This is a genomic window from Streptomyces sp. V1I1, from assembly GCF_030817355.1.
GTDB lineage: Bacteria > Actinomycetota > Actinomycetes > Streptomycetales > Streptomycetaceae > Streptomyces.
On sequence record NZ_JAUSZH010000001.1, the window covers coordinates 3,857,357 to 3,875,398 of the forward strand.

The 18,042-nt window shown below is 67.9% G+C and carries 15 protein-coding genes and 1 pseudogene; 5 read left to right on the forward strand and 11 right to left on the reverse strand.

Annotated features, from left to right (window positions below):
* Window positions 1-84 precede the first annotated feature (84 nt).
* Window positions 85-1,485: a diacylglycerol kinase family protein gene (locus QFZ67_RS18105; protein WP_307662127.1), complete on the forward strand. Its 1,401-nt coding sequence runs from the start codon at window positions 85-87 to the stop codon at window positions 1,483-1,485.
* Between the two features lie 305 nt (window positions 1,486-1,790).
* Here the strand turns inward: QFZ67_RS18105 and QFZ67_RS18110 are convergent, their stop codons facing one another.
* From QFZ67_RS18110 to QFZ67_RS18130, 5 genes are all read right to left on the reverse strand, one after another.
* Complete coding sequence (locus QFZ67_RS18110; RefSeq protein ID WP_307662128.1) at window positions 1,791-2,279, reverse strand: Asp23/Gls24 family envelope stress response protein; 489 nt, start codon at window positions 2,277-2,279, stop codon at window positions 1,791-1,793.
* Between the two features lie 512 nt (window positions 2,280-2,791).
* Window positions 2,792-3,304, reverse strand: coding sequence for a hypothetical protein (locus QFZ67_RS18115; protein ID WP_307662129.1), 513 nt, complete (start codon window positions 3,302-3,304; stop codon window positions 2,792-2,794).
* Between the two features lie 327 nt (window positions 3,305-3,631).
* Complete coding sequence (locus QFZ67_RS18120) at window positions 3,632-4,600, reverse strand: YihY/virulence factor BrkB family protein (protein WP_307662130.1); 969 nt, start codon at window positions 4,598-4,600, stop codon at window positions 3,632-3,634.
* Window positions 4,601-5,144: 544 nt separating this feature from the next.
* Entirely contained in the window at window positions 5,145-5,315 is a 171-nt protein-coding gene (locus tag QFZ67_RS18125) for a hypothetical protein (protein ID WP_307662131.1), read from the reverse strand.
* Window positions 5,309-5,746, reverse strand: a complete 438-nt coding sequence (locus QFZ67_RS18130) for a hypothetical protein (protein ID WP_307662132.1) — start codon at window positions 5,744-5,746, stop codon at window positions 5,309-5,311. Before QFZ67_RS18130 ends, QFZ67_RS18125 begins: the two co-directional genes overlap by 7 nt.
* A gap of 1,307 nt (window positions 5,747-7,053) precedes the next feature.
* On the opposite strand from QFZ67_RS18130, the gene QFZ67_RS18135 reads away from it, so the two are divergent.
* On the forward strand, window positions 7,054-7,419 hold the full coding sequence (locus tag QFZ67_RS18135; protein ID WP_307662133.1) for a hypothetical protein: 366 nt from the start codon (window positions 7,054-7,056) through the stop codon (window positions 7,417-7,419).
* A gap of 194 nt (window positions 7,420-7,613) precedes the next feature.
* A complete protein-coding gene (locus tag QFZ67_RS18140; protein ID WP_307662134.1) occupies window positions 7,614-7,754 on the forward strand; it encodes a hypothetical protein in 141 nt (46 codons plus the stop codon).
* An 816-nt stretch (window positions 7,755-8,570) separates the two neighbouring features.
* Here the strand turns inward: QFZ67_RS18140 and QFZ67_RS18145 are convergent.
* The 5 genes and pseudogenes from QFZ67_RS18145 to QFZ67_RS18165 form a co-directional block, all read right to left on the reverse strand.
* Window positions 8,571-10,313 carry a serine/threonine-protein kinase gene (locus QFZ67_RS18145; protein ID WP_307662135.1) on the reverse strand — a complete coding sequence of 581 codons (1,743 nt, stop codon included), beginning with the start codon at window positions 10,311-10,313 and terminating at the stop codon, window positions 8,571-8,573.
* A gap of 966 nt (window positions 10,314-11,279) precedes the next feature.
* A pseudogene (locus tag QFZ67_RS18150) lies at window positions 11,280-11,654 on the reverse strand (GntR family transcriptional regulator); the annotation flags it as partial.
* On the reverse strand, window positions 11,647-12,441 hold the full coding sequence (locus tag QFZ67_RS18155; RefSeq protein ID WP_307662137.1) for a hypothetical protein: 795 nt from the start codon (window positions 12,439-12,441) through the stop codon (window positions 11,647-11,649). The gene QFZ67_RS18155 and the pseudogene QFZ67_RS18150, both read right to left, overlap by 8 nt.
* Before the next feature lie 515 nt (window positions 12,442-12,956).
* Window positions 12,957-13,415 carry a hypothetical protein gene (locus QFZ67_RS18160; RefSeq protein WP_307662138.1) on the reverse strand — a complete coding sequence of 153 codons (459 nt, stop codon included), beginning with the start codon at window positions 13,413-13,415 and terminating at the stop codon, window positions 12,957-12,959.
* An 837-nt stretch (window positions 13,416-14,252) separates the two neighbouring features.
* Window positions 14,253-15,149 (reverse strand): anti-sigma factor antagonist, encoded by an 897-nt coding sequence (locus tag QFZ67_RS18165; protein ID WP_307665880.1) that lies wholly within the window; start codon window positions 15,147-15,149, stop codon window positions 14,253-14,255.
* An 86-nt stretch (window positions 15,150-15,235) separates the two neighbouring features.
* Between QFZ67_RS18165 and QFZ67_RS18170 the strand changes: the two genes are divergently transcribed.
* Complete coding sequence (locus tag QFZ67_RS18170; RefSeq protein WP_307662139.1) at window positions 15,236-15,580, forward strand: helix-turn-helix domain-containing protein; 345 nt, start codon at window positions 15,236-15,238, stop codon at window positions 15,578-15,580.
* Window positions 15,581-16,101: 521 nt separating this feature from the next.
* Here QFZ67_RS18170 and QFZ67_RS18175 read toward each other — a convergent pair.
* Complete coding sequence (locus QFZ67_RS18175; protein WP_307662140.1) at window positions 16,102-17,028, reverse strand: LysR family transcriptional regulator; 927 nt, start codon at window positions 17,026-17,028, stop codon at window positions 16,102-16,104.
* Between the two features lie 234 nt (window positions 17,029-17,262).
* On the opposite strand from QFZ67_RS18175, the gene QFZ67_RS18180 reads away from it, so the two are divergent.
* Window positions 17,263-18,015 carry a sulfite exporter TauE/SafE family protein gene (locus QFZ67_RS18180; protein ID WP_307662141.1) on the forward strand — a complete coding sequence of 251 codons (753 nt, stop codon included), beginning with the start codon at window positions 17,263-17,265 and terminating at the stop codon, window positions 18,013-18,015.
* Window positions 18,016-18,042 lie beyond the last annotated feature (27 nt).

The window sequence follows — 18,042 nt, forward strand, 5'->3', positions numbered from 1 at the left end:
TACGCGTCCTCACCCCCCGGGCGCCCGCTTGTTCGCCACCGCTGCGGGTACTCGGCCGGGATGGGACACCTCCGTGAACGCGACGTGCGATTCATCGAACGCGTAGTGCCGCGCCTGGGCCGGGCCGATCACGGCGTGCTGTGGCTGGCCGGGGCGGCCGTAATGAGCCTGTCCGGCAATCGCAGGGCACGTCGCGCCTCCCTGCGCGGCACCGGCTCAGTGGTCCTCGCCTGCGCCGCGGTCAACATCGCCGCGCAGTCGCTCTCCGCCGACTCGGTACCGTCCATCCACCGGTTTCTCCGACAGCCCATCACCAGGGCGTTCCCGTCCAGGCATGCGGCCTCCGCTGCCGCTTTCGCGACCGCCGTCACCCTGGAGTCGCCCTGGCTGGGAGCTGCCCTCATTCCCATCGCCGCAGGAGTCGCGGCCTCCCGCGCTCGCACCGATGGGCACTCCCCCGGTGAAGTACTCGCCGGCGTCGCGGTCGGCATCGGCATCGCGGCAGCTACCTGCCGCTGGTGGCCACTGCACCCGGACGAGCCCGCCGAGACCGCCAGGCCGAACGTCCCCGTTCCGGCGCTTCCCGCAGGACAGGGACTGATCGCAGTCGTCAACAGCGGCGCGGGCAGCGACGTCCCCGCCGAAATCGAACTGCGGACCCTCCTGCCAGAGGCGGACATACGGCTCTGCAAGGGAGGGCACGACCTACAACTCGTGCTCGGCCAGGCCGTCAAGGACGTCGGCGCCCGCGGTGGCGCGCTCGGCATCGCCGGCGGCGACGGCACTGTCAATGCGGCAGCAGTCCTGGCCGCTGAAGGCGGCCTGCCATTGGCGGTATTCCCCGCCGGCACCCTCAACCACTTCGCCACCGACCTCGGATTACCGACCCTCAAATCCACCGCCGACTCCGTGGAGGCGGGCTGCGGCGGAACCGTCGACCTTGGCCGCATCACCGTCGGTGGCAGTGCGGGCGCGGCCGGCCCCAGCACGTACTTCCTCAACACGTTCAGCATCGGCTCCTACCCCGAACTCGTCCGGGCCCGCGAAGCCCGGGAGACGTACCTCGGCAAGTGGCCCGCACTCTGCGTCGGCCTGCTCCGCGTTCTCGCCGACGGCACCCCCAGCAAAGTCACCATCGACGGACAACACCGGCGTCTGTGGCTGCTCTTCGCCGGCAACGGCCGCTACGACCCGCCCGGCTTCGCCCCCTCCTACCGCCGCAGCCTCGATGACGGGCTGCTCGACATCCGTGCCGTCGACGGCCGCCACCCCTTCGCCCGCACCCGCCTCGTCACCGCCTTCCTCACCGGAACCCTCGCCCGCTCCCGCGTCTACCAAGCCACCACCGTGACGCGGCTGCGCATCGGCGGCATGGGAGAGAAAGGGGACTACGCCCGCGACGGGGAAGTAAGCCAGGCCGCCGACACGCTCATCCTCGACAAGTCACCCCGCGCGCTCACCGTCTACCTACCCGTGCCGCATTGACCCCTGCGCCATCAGGTTGTGCCGCGCTCCGCTCGGGCCGGCAACACACATGGCAGCGGCCCGGCCAGCCGGTTGGGACCACGGCGGGGAGCCAAGGAGCTGCCGGGCCGGTGTTTGAGATCCACGCGGCGGGCTACTCGGAGTAGGCGTCCGACGGCCGGCCAGGACGAAGGCACCGGAGGGTTGGGGTCACAGCTCCCGGTGCCGCCCCTTGGACGCACAAGCCATCACCGCCCAGCGCCATCCCGACAAACAAGCCCACCACGGCAAAGCTCATTGCGCTCCTTCGTGGGTCACCAGGTCGGCTACCGGAGCCGTGCCTGGTCTTCCTCCTCGTCCTCTTCGTCGGGCAGATGCACGTCGCTGACGGCGATGTTCACTTCCACGACTTCCAGGCCCGTCATCCACTCGACGCCGGAGATGACGTTTTCCCGCACGGCACCCGCCACATCTGTGATCGAGACGCCGTAGTCGATGACGATCTCCAGATCGATCGCCGTCTGCGTCTCGCCGACTTCGACCTTGACTCCGCGCGAGACGGACTTGGTGGTGCCGGGCACACGTTCCCGTGCGGCGCCGAAGGCCCGGGAGACTCCGCTGCCCATCGCATGGACGCCGACCACGTCGCGGGCCGCCATTCCGGCAATCTTCTCGACCACGCCGTCGGCGATGGTGGTCCGGCCCCGGGTGCCGGGGTCGCCGCCGCGCTTCGCACCGACGTTCTTCCTGGCGCTGTCACCCTCGGACTCCGTGCTGGAGTTATCGGGCCGGTTCTGCTGTCCGGTATCGGTCATGGCCGGTCGTCCCTTTCCAAGCAGAGGAGCCTGCGGCCTGTTTTTCCACATTAGGTCCGTTTGTTTGGCAATGCTCCAGGCATGCGGGAGGCATGGGACCGGGGCTTGCCACGTGAGCGGCCGGATCGGGGAGGTTCCGGCAGCCTGGATCACCGAGCGCGCGGCCTCCGAGGTACCGAGCCGCGCGGCCTCTGGAGTGTCCGGGGTCCGGCCGGGCGCGATGCGGATCCGCCTGGCCGACCCGGAATCAGTGCCGGAGCCGACTGTTCCTGCGCCTTGGAGCGCAATGCCGCCGGGACCGCTGCAGCAGCGGCACCAGAGTGAGGAGCCCGAGGGAGCCGAAGCCCAGCGAACGCGACCACATTTCGAGATCGTTGAACTGCCTCCGCGCCCGACCGACAAATGGCGGATCAAATTGCGCAGCCGTCCGAAGAGAGATGAACCGGCCTGCGGCATCGGAAGGCTTCATCGGTATGCCAGTCGACTACTACGGGCGACGACGTCGCCCGTAGTCACGGGCTGTCTGAAGTCACGCTGCGCACTCCGGGGGAGAAGATCGCCGCCGCTGCCGTGAGGCGCAGCTTCTCCAGCGTGTCGATCTGGCCCCGCGCCCGGTCCAGCAGATCTTGCAGCTGGGATTCATCCAGACGGGGCTCGCCCGCGGCCACGACGAGCAGCGTGCGCCAGATCAAGGTCTTCCCCTCGACTCCCAGCCGCAGGGTCTCGAGCTCGATGAACGTGCTCAGCCCGGAGCGCCGGTACAGGACGCCGTTCGGTTTCAGGCGCCCGAGCCTCTCGGCCGCCCAGCCACCGTAGACCTTGTAGCGGAGAGCGGGGACGCCGAGTGCGTCCATCAGTTCGAGCAGGGTCTGCCGGTCCTGGGCGATCTCGTCGGAGATGCGCTGCAGGTCGGCGCTGCGTGCCGAGTGGCGGTGCTGGTGGGCGATGCGCCGCGCGAGTCCGATGCCGAAGGTGGCACCGGCCAGGTGGTCATTCAGGTAGATCCCGAGCTTGTCGCGATGCATCCTGGGCCCCTGTCTCGACTGTCCTCGGCGATCTCCTCGAAGGTGCGACCGCGTACGCAGGCGGGCTGGGAGCACCGGCCTCGGATTTCCCCCGCACCACGACAGCAAACCGCGAGTGAACGGAGCCGTCGGGGCGAAATGCCGGGAAGGGACCCGAACGGCTCACCAGCCCGAGGTGTTCGGCGGCCGCTGTGGCGCAGGCTGACGCCCCGGCCCGGTGACGGTCGCCGTTCTTGTGACGGCGGTGGAACCCGCCAGGGGCCGACCAGCCTGACCGGCAAGGCAAACACGCGAATCAGCGGCTTTGACCGGCTACCGCGCTCAGCATTACGGGCCGCGCGCTGGAGGCGCCGTGCGGCGCGGTGCTGCTGATGCGCCGCTGTTGGCCGCCGCCCCCTGTGGTGCGTCGTCGGCTGCGGAGCTGACCCTCGGATCCGGGCCCTCACCCTCGGCAGTTTCACCGGGCTGCACCGCCGTCGCCGTCCAAGCGGCGCAGAACAGCAGCAGCCTGGCCATGAGGTTGATCCACAGAACGACGGCGACCGGCACAGCGAAGGCGCCGTACATGCTCTTCGCCGCGACGCCCTGCAGATAGCCGGTCAGCAACCACTTGAGCAGCTCGAAGCCGACCGCACCGATCAGGCCGGCCACCACGACCGCACGCCGGCCGGGATGCACCCGCGCCAGCCGGGTGAGCAGGTAGACCAGCAGCAGGAAGTCGACGAGCAGGGCGATGGCCAAGCCGGCGAAGAACAGCACCGCCCGTCCCGCACCGCCCTCGATCCCGACCTTGTCGGCAGCCCAGCCAACCGCACTGTTCGCGAAGACCGAACTGCCGATCGCGACCAGCCCGACCACGCCGAGACCGACCAGCACCCCGGTGTCCTTGAGCCTGAGCAGGATCGGATTTCCCGGGTCCTGTTCCTTCTCCCACACCGCGCGCAGGCACCCGCGCAGAGCGCCGACCCAGTTGATGCCGATCACGAGCAGCAGCGCGCCCGCGATGAGCCCGACGGTCCCGGCGTGCGCGACGAGGCTGTCCAGGTCCAGCAGGCCGGAAAGGCCCGGCGCCTGGTCGGCAATCTTGTCCTGGAGCTTCCCGAGCTGGTCCTCGCTCAGCAGCTTGGCGCCGATCGCCGCGCCCACGGTGATCAGCGGAAAGAGGGCGACGAAACTCGTGAAGGTGATCGCGGCGGCGAGCCGGGCCCAGTGGACCGTCGCCAGCCGGTCGAACGCCCGCCACACGTGCGTACGCATCAGCCGTGCGATCACAGGAAGCCGCGTCAGCCATTCCATGAAGAACACCCACCTTCAGCGTACCCACGGCGAGAAAGGAGGTATCCAGCGGCGACGAATCCCACCGTCCTCCGTGGCGAGGCCGGTGCCCTGCGCGTGCGGCCGGAGGGACCGGCCGGTGGCCAGGGCCTCGGGAGCGGCGAGCACCGAAAGTGTCGCTGGCCGGCAGGCGCCACCGATAACCGGCTCCCCTCGCCGGCTGATCGACTTGCACCCGCAGCGTCAGCCTCGCCCCCCTTCAACCGGCGTGCGAAGAGGCACGTCCTGTCCGCACCCAGGAGAGCTACGGCAACCCTCCGCCGCACTCGTCCCCCATCCATGCCCTTCAGAGTGGTCAACAGCGGTCAACAGGGGTGCCAGGATTCCCCCTTTATCGGAGCGAGGGCCAGCCATCTGCCCAGGTCAGAGTGTATGTAGGCGCTGGAAGCGCCGTTGATTCCCAAGCCCAGAGCGCGGGTTCGATTCCCGTCACCCGCTCCAATAGATAAGGCCCAGGTCAGGGACATGATCCCCAACCCGGGCCTTTGTGTTTGTCTAGACCGATTCAGGCGTCGCGCACCACTTCCGCACCACTTGGGCCCTCTTCTGGCTGGTCAGAGCCCTTCTGCCGCGCGGCCCGGACTGAGTGCTGGTCGATCAGCGCGGCGGCGAGCAACTCCCGCATGCGCTCCGTGTCCTGCGGCGCGCTCAAGCCGCGCTTGGGCAGTATCAGCACTCCGGCGCCCCATACATCTGGGTGAGTAGCACGAAGACCCGGCGACCCTCGACGCAGCGCCCGTAGAACTCCCAACGTGTGTGGTTCGTATGGCGCTCGGACACAGTGCCGATCCCTGATTGGTCGACCGTGACGCGATGTTCGCCCAGGTGCCTGGCGTATCCGAGCAAGCCCAGAGCCATCAGCCAGCGGCACGCGATCATGATGACGATGACGGTCACAGTGAACCGCAATACCCCCAGGGCAGGGGAATCGATGCCCTTGGCCGCAACGTTGATCGCGATCACCAGGCCGAGGAAGATGCCCACAACCCACAGGACGCGATAACCCCACCGGCCAACCGGACTGTGCCGCATCTGAAGTTTCAACCCGTCGGATATCTCCCGCGGTGTCACGGTGTACGTGAACTGCACGGATACGTCGGCGGTCATACGTCCGCCCCAGAGCTGACGGACAAGGGATCGTACTGGTAGGCGATCAAGGGCTACTCATCCCACCGCAGCCAGATTGCAAATCTCGGTGAGACCTGCGGCCCCAGACACTTCGGCGGCCGCCGGGAACGCCCTACCTCCTGGTCCTCGCACACGTCTCCCACGCGGATGCCAGCCGGGTTGCGCGGGTCGGTCGCCTCATCCATGTCGCCCCAATGTGCCAGGGGTGACCTCGCAACCGCCTCACAGTTTCCGCGGACGCGCACAAGGCCGTGCCAGACCCGTGCCAGATCGGTCGGCAAACCACGGTCAACGACGGGGCCGACCTCCGGCCGAACATTCCAGCAGGAGCACGCAATGCTGCAGCTCAGGCAGCACACATGCCACTCCACCCTCGTGATTCCCAAGCTCATGTCGCTGCGGCCTGGCGCCGAGGTATGTTGCGCAGCATGTCCGATGCCCCGCCCGCATGTCCCAACTGCGATGAGCCACTGAAGGCTGGCGGCTTTGTCAGTGACGCACGAGCTTCAGGAGCCGTGAGCGCAGACCGAGCTACAAGACGGAGCAGTGGTGGGCTGCCGCCGTCACGAAGCACTCCATAGCTGCTAGAGATTGCTCTGCTCTTCGGTTCAGCTCACCGAGATCCGCCGCGTCTTCGATGGTGATCGATACATCAAATGCGGCTGTGGCTGGTCGAACGACTGCGTCCGGGACGCCAGCTAGCCGAAGCCGGAGCAAGCGAGCTCTGCTCAGTGTGCGTGCTTCGAAGCAAGCGTCCTTCGCCTCGCGGTAGGCGTCACTACTTCTTCCGTGATCCCGTCTAGTGGACCAGCGCCAGATCTGCCGGCGACGGAGCTCAACTATGGCCTCGGCAAGATCGCAGATGACCGCCTGTTGCTCTTTCCTAAGGCGCTCTTGACGATCCAGTTGGGCTGCGCGATCCGTCTGGCGCCTATGGAGGACCCCACTGACGATGGATCCGCCCAGAGTTCCGACGACAGCGATGAGCGCAACAAGGACGGCCTGCATGCCCGTAAGTTCAGCACTCCCTGGTTCGTCCTGACGAGACCGCGTGCCTGCGGACCGTTCAAGTCCCGGGGTGTCGCTGCCTGTCGAATGCGTGTCGACAGTCACGCAGCGATCGGCTTGGCAGGTCACACCGTGAACGACACCGACGTGAGCAAGCGCCTTCTAAGCGCCTGTCCCAGCATGACGGGAAGCTCTCTGCCCTCACGGGAGCGAGTGTCTGTGTCCCTCTGTACTGTCCCGCTCATGACTGAGAGACCCTCGAAGACTGGCGCGACGGAGTGGCTGATGAGGCCAGCAAGGTGGCCGCCGGCACGTTGAACGCTGAGGACGCGTTCATGACAGACCTCTACCCTGTGTCGCTCCTCGACGCGACCGATGAATCCCTCGGCGCGTTCGAGAGCGAACTACAGACGCTCCGCAGCCCCTCCGACGATGAGGTCTTCGAAGCAGTTGAACGGGTGGTGCTCGCCCTGAACGTAATCAATGATCAGCACGACGGTGCCGCCTACGAGACCGGCGAACGCGAAGAACTCTGCGCCTACATCGACCAGGCGCTCACAGAGTGCGGCGTGGACGTTCCTGCGCTCACCGCGCGCCATGGACTGGGCCGGTACGAGATCATCGACAAGTGGCGCGACTGGTAGGTACCCCTGCGTGCCATTGCCGTGCCAGAACGGCCGGACAGTAGCGGTCAGTCGGGGTAGCGGCGTCAGCCTGCACCCTGTGACGGCGGCCGCGCGCAGGCGGGATGAGCTGGGCGAACGTCTCAGAGATCGGTGCCAGGCATACAGGGCAGCCCTCCACATGCCTCGGTGGCTGTGGCTCGTATCGTGAGGGAGTGCGCGACGAGAGACACGACGAGCCGCTGTCCAGCGACGAGCTGGAGTTGTTCCTGCAGTTCCTTCACCGCTTCCCCGGCACGACGTTGACCGGTTCGCTCTCTTGGAGCTCGGCGACCCCGCCCACCCGCGCTTCCTGACGCTGACCAGTGAGCCTGCTCCCGGCGTTGACCGGTCTGCATACCGCCGTCCGTGAGCTCATCGTCCGGCCCTGCCTGACATCCATGGCTGACATCAACGACGGCGGACACCAACAGCACCAGGCGGTCACCAGCAGAGCTGTTGGCCACGATGCGCCCAGTGGTGAGGGCTGCCAGATCGAACGCCTAGAGCGGTGCTCACCGCTCGTGCCCGATCCGTGCCCGACAGGTCGGTAAACCACGGTCAACAGCGGGTGCCAGGAAGAGCCCTAGGGCTAGCCCTGGCCCCCGTGCACGCAGGTCAGGCCGCAGCCGGGGCGGTGATTCCCAAGCTCAGGCCTCAGGCGAACGGCGAAATCCCCAAGCCTTCCAAGTGCGCGAGAGTTGCCTCAAGGCAAGCGTCGGCGGACGCCTCATGACCTGAAGAACGACTCCGCGCCCAAGACACCACCGGAGACGATCACCATCCAGCGATGCCCCCGTGATCTCTCACCGTCAGTCTTGAAGACCACCGAGCACCCTCGCTCGGCTAGCCACCCCATCAGTTCCACAACGTCCACATCCGCCCCCTCCAGGGGATCATGCCAGCCACGGGGATGCGGCATCGTCGGGCAGTCTCGGGGCCCTACGAGGGCGACCAGGCGGAGCGACTGCACTGAGCACGCGGCTACAGCAGCGCAGTACCGCAACTGCAGCAACCGTCCCCGTCCAGCCAGCTGGTGCGGGCCGCCAAAGACCGCCTCTGAAGCGGTCCGGGCCGTCGCGGGGCTACCACGGTGGCGGCTTGCGCCCCTGTACAGCACTGGTTGGGAACGCCTAGCAGCGGGGCAGGGTGCCGCTCTCCTTGGTGAGTTTGGTGCTGTGGGCCCAGCCTTCGGTGTTCGTCCCATCGATACGGGCGTAGATCCACTTGTTGCCGTAGGCGTTGGTGATGTAGCAGTGGTAGTAGAGCTTCACACCGGTCTTGACCACGGTCACGTACTGGCATTCCGCGTACGGCCCGGTGTAGAGGTGGGACGTCTCGGCCAGGTAGCCGTAGCCGTCGCTGCGGTTCTCGTGGCCCCAGCCGGTGCAGGCCGTCGACACCGGGGTGGGCTCCTTCACCGTCGGGCTGGGCTTGGTCTCTGGGGAGGCCGACGGGCTCTCGGTCGGCTTGTCGCCTTCGACGCCGGGCTTCTTCGTGGGGCCCAGCTCCTCGTCCTCGTGACCGTCCGGCTCCTCCGATGTCGACGGCTTCGAGGACGTTCCGGGAGAACCGGCGGACGACGGGATGCTGCCCCCGGTCGGCCAGGGGCTGTCCGTGGAGACGCCGGGCGGCGTCGCCTGTGCGCCGTCCGTGGTCGTGCCGCCCTGTTGGGACGTCAGAGCGTAGGTGATGCCGGCGCCTGCGGCGAGGAGCACGACGGCGGCCGCTGCCGCGACGACGGTGCGGTTGCTGCGGCGCCGTGCGCGACGGGCTGCCGTCCGGCTCGTCTCGGGAGCGGGGACTCCGGCGTGGCCCGCGACCGGCGCGCCGTGCTGCGGCAGCGTCGGCGGCAGGTCGGGCTGTGCGTAGCCGGCGTGCGGAGGCTCAGACTGCGGGGCGGGCTGGGGGAACAGCGGGGGACCGAACCCGGGGGCCGGTGCGGCGGCGGCCGCAGCCCCGGGACCCACCGTGGGAGCGGGTGTCGGCGTCGGAGCGGCGGATGCGAGGTGCACCGTCCCGCCCGAGGCGACGCGCTCCAGCATGCCGCGCGCCTGTTCCGCGGTGGGCCGGTTCTCCGGCTCCTTCGCCATCAGCGCCTGGAGCACCGGCGTGAGCGGTCCCGCCCGGCGGGGGTCCGGCAGGGGCTCGGTGACGATCGCCGAAAGGGTGGACCACGCGGACGTGCGGCGGAACGGCGAAGTGCCCTCCACGGCCGCGTAGAGCGTCATGCCGAGCGACCAGATGTCCGACGCGGGACTGGGCTCCCTGCCCTGCGCGCGCTCCGGCGGCAAATAGTCGAGGGAACCGACGAGTTGACCGCTCTGGGTCAGCTTGGCCATGGCGTCGTCGCCGGAGGCTTCCATGCTGGCGATGCCGAAATCGGTGAGTACGACCCTGCCGCCGTGCTCGATCAGCACGTTTCCCGGCTTGACGTCCCGGTGGAGTACGCCGGCCCGGTGCGCGGCGTCGAGCGCGTCCATCAGCTTGGCGCCGATCGCGGCGGCTTCGTGCGGCTCCAGTGTGCCGCGCTCCATCAGCACGTCGTCGAGCGAGGGCCCGTCGACGAGTTCCATGACGATGACCGGGAGGCCCTGCTCCTCCGTCACGTCGTGCACGGTGACCACGCCGCTGTGCCGGATACGGGCGGCGGCCTGCGCCTCCCGCTGCATCCGGGCCCGCACGTCGGCCAGTTCGGCTGCGGAGGTGTCGGTGAAAGCCCGCAGGACCTTGACGGCGACCTCTCGGTTCAGGAGTTCGTCCACCGCCCGGGCGACCACTCCCATGCCGCCGCGCCCGATCATGGAGGTCACCCGGTAACGCCCGCCGAGTACCTTGCCCGTCAGCTCTCCGCCATGCGCTTCCCCCGCGGTCACCGCACGCTCCGTTCCGTGATTGTTCGTGAACCATCAATCCGAAGTCCTCAAGAGTAGAGGCAGGGGCGTGAGGGGAAGGCGGCGGCCGTGCGCAAGTATGTGGCTGCCCATCAGGGTTGTCGCCCATGGCGGGCACGGCGGTCCCTGGCCGTGCGTCTCGGCTGGCGCCAGATGTCAGAGCCGGGTGCTAACTTCCGCCGTCCAAGGGAAAAGCGAAGACGACGGGCCCGGGGGAAGCCCCACTAGCTCAGCAATGACGCAGGATGCGCCTGCACGGCGAGCGCACCAGATACGCACCAGATAGGGCAGCGTTCACCGGTCAACCACGGTCACAAGGCGAGGCTGGAGCACACCCCGATTCGTGTCGTTTCCACAGGTCAGCAGGTATGTCCGCCGGAAGCGGCCGGTGATTCCCAAGCTCAGAGCGCGGGTTCGATTCCCGCCACCCGCTCCATATGAAAGCCCCAGGCCAGCGGCCCGGGACTTGTTTGTTGTCCAGACCGCGCTAAGCGTGTCGTGTCAGATCCTCAGTTGATCTGGTCCGGCTCTGCTGTTTCGAACTGATACCACGCCTGGGTCGTCAGCCACGACTGGTAGTCCCCGAAGATTCTGGCGAGACCTCACTTCAAATCTGCGTCCTCTCCGTGGCGGTCGAGCTCGATCCGGCGCGGGGCACGGTGCGGAAGGTCGGCCGCGCGGTCGTACAGAACAGATGCCGGTCCTGTTCCTCTGGCCGATCCGGAGTGGAGGTTCTCCGGCTGCGCCAGGACCGTAGGCACGGAACATTTCAGTGGCCGTGCCGTGGCGTAACAGTGGCTCATCACCCACTGTTACCTGTGTCTGTTACGTCTGTTACTTACGCCTGCTGCTGAGCCTGTTCCTCACGCCTGTGACTTGCGCTGACGCCTCGGCCGTCTTGGGGCCACCCGCTCCGCTGTCGGCGGTGGCCGAAGAGGAGGCGGGCCCCGGGTCCAGGGCGTCGCGGACGGCGGTCAGGATGTCCTCGGTGTCGGCGCCGAGCGCTCGGGCGGCGGAGGTGAAGTCCCGGGCCAGAGTGGTGAGTTGGTCGGCATCGTGCGCGTGCGGCTCGGACGGGAGCGCCGCGACCCGGGTGCCCGCGCCACGGCGGGTGCGGATCAGCTCGGCGGCCTCCAGCTCGCGGTAGGCACGAGCCACGGTGCCCGGCGCCAGACCGAGGTCGGCGGCGAGCTGGCGCACGGTCGGCAGGCGCTCGCCCTCGGCCAGCCTGCCGGTGCGGATCAGCGCAGCCAGTTGGGCGCGGATCTGCTCGTACGGCGGTACCTGGCTGGTGGTGTCGACGCGGACGGCGGGGTCACTCATCGTCGAAAGTCCCATCGTCGGCTGCCTCGTCGTCGACCGCCCGGGGTGCCACCACGGTGACCAGGGACCATCCGAAGGTGAACAGGCTCAGCAGGCCCAGGGGGCAGATCACCACGATGGTGGCGGCGCCCAGCGGGCCGGCGCAGGCCTTCTCCGTGAGCGCGACGAAGACCATCAGCACGACGAGCAGCACCTGGCTCGACACCAGCAGCCCCCAGGCTCCGGTGATCGCCCACGCGCGGTCGCGGCGCTGCTGGTCGTCGCCCGGGCCGTGGGCGATACGGCGCAGGGCCCAGACGCAGACGGGGGTTCCGACCGCGAGGGCGGCGAACATCGGGCCGCTGAAGTACAGGCCGGGCCAGGGACCGAGGGATGCGCGCATCCCTTCGCAGGTGACGGTGATGACACGCCCCGCTCTGCCTATCCGGTCGGGGTCGGCGGAGGCCGTGACCGTACCGATCACCAGCAGGGTGACGAGGGACGCCGCCTGCAGAAGAAGCAGGGGCGCCATACGGGGCGGCACTTGGTCTCGGACCAGGCGCGGGGCGAGACTCGCGGTGCGTACCGTTTCCTGGGGACGCAGGGTCAGGGCGTCGCCGAGCAGGACACCGGCCACCGCGCACAGGCCGAAAGCGGTGATGGCGAACACGAGGGGCATCGTGATGTCGTCGCTCTCCATCGTGACCAACTGCTGTGCGGCCACGATGCCGATGGCCAGACCGGACCAGCGGGCGTAGTAGTCGGCGTGGTCGAGGAACCGGGACTGGAGCGGGACGGTGTCGAGCATATGGAGATCCCCCCAGATCATCTTGTATCAAGCGATGGGTACAAGATGCCCTGGTCGGGATCTTGTGTCAAACGCTCGACACAAGGCGATACAAAGGGAAACGGCTTCTGGCGCAAGGGAGTTCCCTCCGGCGCAAAGAGGGGACGCCCTCCGGCCCAGGGGTGCCCCCTGGGCCGGCTCAGCCCACGGTGGCGACGTGGGATTCCGCATCGCGCGTTCCCTCGTGCGCTGATCCACCTTGTGTGCATGACCGCTTCCCGCGCGCCGTACCAGATCACCTGAGACCAGAGGCGAATCGGACCAGATCACTTGAGACGCAGACCATATCGACGGAGACGGAACACGGCGCCCTCGGGAGCCCAGGACCGTGCAGCTGTCCCGTCTCAGGGAAGGTTGACCGATCTCACCGAACTTTGACCAGTGTGGCCGCTGGTCAGGCGCCGCATACGCATTCGTGCTGGTCAGTCTGCGCTGAGACGCCGCTCCAACGGTGAGACGGAACCACCTAGCAGCCGTCAGGTGCTCTCGCTCATGCCCAGGTCGGCCCGCATCGCCGTGCGTACTCTCTCTGCATAGTCGATGTACTCGCGCATGCGGACAGTGCCTTGGACGTTTGTGCCCTCAATGAGGAGGTCTCGCAACGCCTTCGCACGCTGGTCGAAGTCCAGCGCTGGGGTCAGGACCGACTGAGGGGCCAACACCTCGAGCTCGTAACGCGGGGCGTAGCAGCCGGCGTACGCCGTGCGGGCCCGCTTCCCACGTTCTTCATCCGACAGGCCTGAGGTATCAGCAAGGATGCGCAGCTGCGCCCGGGTGTGGGCGGGGGCGGCAAGTAAGCGCGCATACAGGTCCTGCTTCGACTTGCGGCGGTCGATGCGGTCCTCCCTGCACTCTCGGCGGCGCTCGACGAGGAGGGCGGAGCTGAGGGCAATTACCGCACCAAGAAGAGTTGCGAAGAGGGGTAGCCACGTCATGTCGTGACGATAGGGCCGGCAATGGTAGCGCGGGGCGAGCGCCACGGTAGACCGCTGCACCGTCGCTTCCCTACGGCGCTGACCACGGCCCGCAGCGGTCAAAGTTCGGTGAGATTGGCCAACCTTCGGCGAGATAGGACAGCAGCCGCAGCGTGGAAGCTTGTGACCGGAACGCCTAGAATCGAACGTGCGAACGAGCGCCCACCATCGCGTTTGGAGCTACTCCGCTTCCTGGAGCGGGTCCAGCTCCAGCAGCTCGACGTGTGTCAGGGTCGCGACGAACTGTTGACGGGGCGGCGCCCCCGGCATGAACGTGGGCACTGAGACGAGGCTGCGGCAGGGCGAGTTCGCTCCTTCGGCGCGCGGCTCGGTGGGTCGTGTCAAGCTCTGTGTTTCCGCTGACATCAACGGCTGACACCAACAGCAGCAAACCGAGGCGGTCCCCGGCGAACTCGAGCAGAATCCCGACTGGGCAACTCTCACGGGCGAGCAGGGTCGGGAGTAGCTCGCGATCGACCTGATAAGGATGACGTCACAGGTTCAAGCGACGTGGCCGGGCCAGTGGGCCTCAGCCGGACGAAGAGGCCACGCCCCCACTCCCCGGTAAGACTCCTCGGTAGGACTACGTCCCCGCGCAACCTGACCGATCGCGCAAGCCACCCCTGGTACGACGCAAAGACGCCCCGCGCTCACCACAACGCCGAGGGGCGCTACGCGGCGCTGAGTGAGCGCCTTGCCGCCCTACTTCCGCGGTTGGAAACCGCGGTCCGACAGACGCCGGCCGACTTCGACACCGAGTCCGGCTCGGCCAACGTCGAAGTCCACGCGGTGAGTACTTCAGCGGGCCTTGGGTGCGCTGGTTTCTACTGTGCCGGGGGTGCCGTGTGCCTGTAGTGCCTGTACCGCACCGGCCAAGTGGCCGGCGAGGGGTTCGGGCAGGGCCTGGCCGTCAACGGCCTGCAGGAGTGCGTCGGCGATCAGGTGCAGTTTGATGTTGCTGTGCTGGGAGGCGGCCACCAGCACCTGCCAGGACTGCTGGCTGGTCAGTTGGAACGATGCCATGAGAATGCCGCGGGCTATGTCGATCGCTGGGTGGGTCTGCAGTGCCCGGCGCAGCTGGGCGATCTCGGCCGCTTGATTGTCGCTGGATGAGTCTGCTGTCCGTGGCGGCTGTTCCGAGGGCGGCGTGTGATGTCCGGCTGTGGCGGTATCGGCCGCCTTTTCATCTACGGCGGAATCTGCCGGATCTGCCGCCTTGGTGTACGCGGGATTGGATGGGGCGGCCAGATGCTCGGCCGCCCCATCTCCGGTGGTGAAGAGTGGAAGGGTGCTGGTCAGGTCGAGCAGGCGTTCCACGGCCGGGCTGGTGGCACACAGGATGAGGCTCTTGGATGTCTGGAGGGCGCGGTGGCGCACTCGCAGCAGGGCGTTGAGGGCGGAGCAGTCACAGAAGCCGACCCCTGCGAGATCCAGTTCCAGGCCGCCCGCAGCGTGGTCCAGCGCGTCGCTCAGCGTCTGCTGCAGTACCTGGTCGCTCTCCAGGTCGAGCTCACCGGACACGGTCACGACGAGCCGGTCGCCGACCGTGTCGACGCTCAGTGTCACAGGTACCGGCGTCTGCGATTGCTTGAGGGCGGTGCCGCACTCGGTGCAGGGCCCCTCGTGTCGGGGGAGTATCGCGTGATGGGACATAGGAGCTCCCGGCGCATACCGTCGTCTCTGGGCTTCCAGCATCACCCGACCCCCCTTTCACGTCAACGGTTACACGAAATGTAATTCACCCTTTTGAATGCGTGAACCAGATGTCGTAGCGTGGGGGCATGGATCGAGCTCCGGAACCGCATGCAGGCTGGACGTTCCTGACCAACCACGCCCGGGTGCTGGCTGCGATCTTCGAGAATCGCGCCATCCGCGTCCGTGACATCGCCGTCCGCTGTCAGCTCACTGAACGCGCCGTGCAGAAGATCATCGCCGACCTCGAAGAGGGCGGATACCTCACCCACGTCCGGCACGGTCGGTCGAACGTCTACCGCATCGCGCCCGGCACGTTTCTGCGTCATCCGGCAGATACGGGCGCCACTGTCGCAGACCTGCTGTCAGTCCTGGCCAACCAGGAGGCCACGCACGCAGCTGCCCGCGCCACTGAGTCGCACGAGGGGCGCTGACCCGGCACCCGCGGCCATCGCACTGACGGTGGGCTGCCAGCTCCAGCGCGGCCCGCTCGGCCTCGGTGAAGGCCGTGGCCTCCCGCCACGCCGCGACCAGGACACCGGCCAAAGCCGCAGTCCCGCCATCTGACCGACGCATGCCGTGCCCGATCCATGCCCGACGGGTCGGTAAACCACGGTCAACAGCGGGTGCCAGGGTGTGCCCGCAGCTTCACCCTGGCACCTATTGGTGCTGGTCAGCTCTGCGGCTCTCGCTTGTAGTTCTTCACGATCGACACGACCGGGTTGTCCGGCAGGGGCTTGCCGGGATCCTTCACGGTGAGTTCGTCTTCGCGGGCCACCCTGGCGGTGCCGGTGTCAAGGAGTCCACTGCCTCCGCGACGTGGCGGCGGGCTTCCTGATCGCTGGGGGAGAGCTCCGCGCGGCGCTCCCAGAGGTCGTCGATGACCGGTGGAATGGGGGCTGTTCACATGCGTCATGGAGCGACACCCTACCCACGGCGTGATGGTCTCTCATGGCTAGTGGTCGTTACCCATCATGGGCGGTGCAGCCGAGAATGCGGCGCTGCAGTTCTCCTCCACCGTGTCGGCGAAGGCCCTCGCCAGCGGCGACAGCGCGTCCCAGCGGCGTATGGCCCAGCCGGTCCACAAAGTGGGCAGTTCGGGGATCGGAACGAGTTGCAGGTCGGGGTGGGCGGGGCCGTGCCAACCGGGCAGGTCGGGCACGATCGCGTGGCCGAGGCCGAGTTCCGCCAGGAGGATGGCGGTGTCCCAGTCGGCGACGCTGGTGTCCGAGGTTGGCTCGATGCCGGACTCGACCAGCCAGGCGTCCAGGCGGGAGCGGGAGGTCGCGCTCTCGGGCAGGCCGATCAGGTGGATGCGTGCCAAGTCCGCGATGTCGATACCGGACTTGGCGGCCAGTGGGTCGTCGGTGCGGACAGCGAGGACCCACGGCAATTCGACGACGGGGCGTTGCTCGATCCCGCGTACGGTTTCGCCGAGGGTGATCCAGGCCAGGTCGAGACCGCCCGCGAGCAGCGCGTCGAAGCAGCCGCGGCTGGAGTGCGCGGTCTGGAACTCCAGGCTGACGTTGGGGTAGCGGTGACGGAAGGCGACCACGGCCTTCGACATGAAGTGGCGGACCGTAGTGGCGCCGGTGGTGATGCGAACCGAGCCGGCCTCGCCGTGCACCAGGTCGCGCAGGCGGCGCAGGGCGTGGTCGATGTCGCCGAGGCCCCCGCCGGCCGCGGTGTGCAGAAGCTGTCCGGCTGGGGTGGGTATGACGCCGCGCGGGTGGCGCTCGAGCAAGGTGATGCCGGTCTCCCGCTCCAGGCGTTTGATGTGCTGGCTCACCGCGGACTGTGTGCAGGACAGGTCGCGTGCGACGGCGCTGAGGCTGCCTGTGCGGCACACGGCGACGAAGACGCGCAGATCGTCGAGGGTCATGGAGGGTGAAGCTACAGCTAGGGGGTGGCTAAGGAAACCCGAGGATTGACTTGGCAGTTGGGTGGGCGGGACGATCTTTTCCGGGCCCAGGGCGGCAACCCGGCCGGGCCCGGGCACCGCTCCGGACGGCGCTCGGGCCCACGCCGGGTGCCGACCCACCCACCCCGGGACCATCCTCTTCCTCCCCCGGATCCCTCGCGCTCCGGTGCTGGGCCATGCCCGGAAAGGCGACCAGTGCAAGCACTCGAAACAGCGGCCGTAGCGGCCGCGGCCGTTGCGGCAGGCGGCATCAACGCCGTCGTCGGCTCCGGAACCCTGATCACCTTCCCCACCCTGCTCGCCTTCGGCTGTCCTCCGATCCTGGCCAACGTCTCCAACACCATCGGACTCGTACCGGGCGTCATCAGCGCGGCCTACGGCTACCGCAAAGAGCTCAAGGGACAGCTGCCGAGGCTGATGAAATTCGGCGGCGCGGCACTCGCCGGTGGGCTCGGCGGCGCAATCCTCCTGCTACAACTGCCCGCCGACACGTTCCGCGCGATCGTGCCGATCCTCATCCTGCTCGCCTGCGTCCTCGTCCTGCTCCAGCCCCGCCTCAACGAGTGGCTGAAGCAGCGCCGCGAGAAAGACCGCGAGGACGGCGGTGTGCCGGTGTGGATCGGAGTGCTGGGAACAGGAATCTACGGCGGCTACTTCGGCGCGGCCCAAGGTGTCCTGCTCATGGGCCTGTTCGGCACATTCCTGCGGGACGACCTGCAGCGTCTGAACGCAGACAAGAACGTACTCGCCGCTCTTGTCAACGGCATCGCGGCGGCCGTTTTCATCGTGGCGACGGACGTCGACTGGACGGCGGCCGGCGTGATCGCCCTCGGCTCCACTCTCGGCGGGCTTCTGGGCGCCCGGGTGGGCCGCCGAATGCCGCCCACCGTGCTGCGCGGAGTGATCGTCGCGGTCGGCGTGACCGCGTCCGTCGCCGTGGCCGTGTGATGCCCGAACGCTGGGAAGGAAGCCACC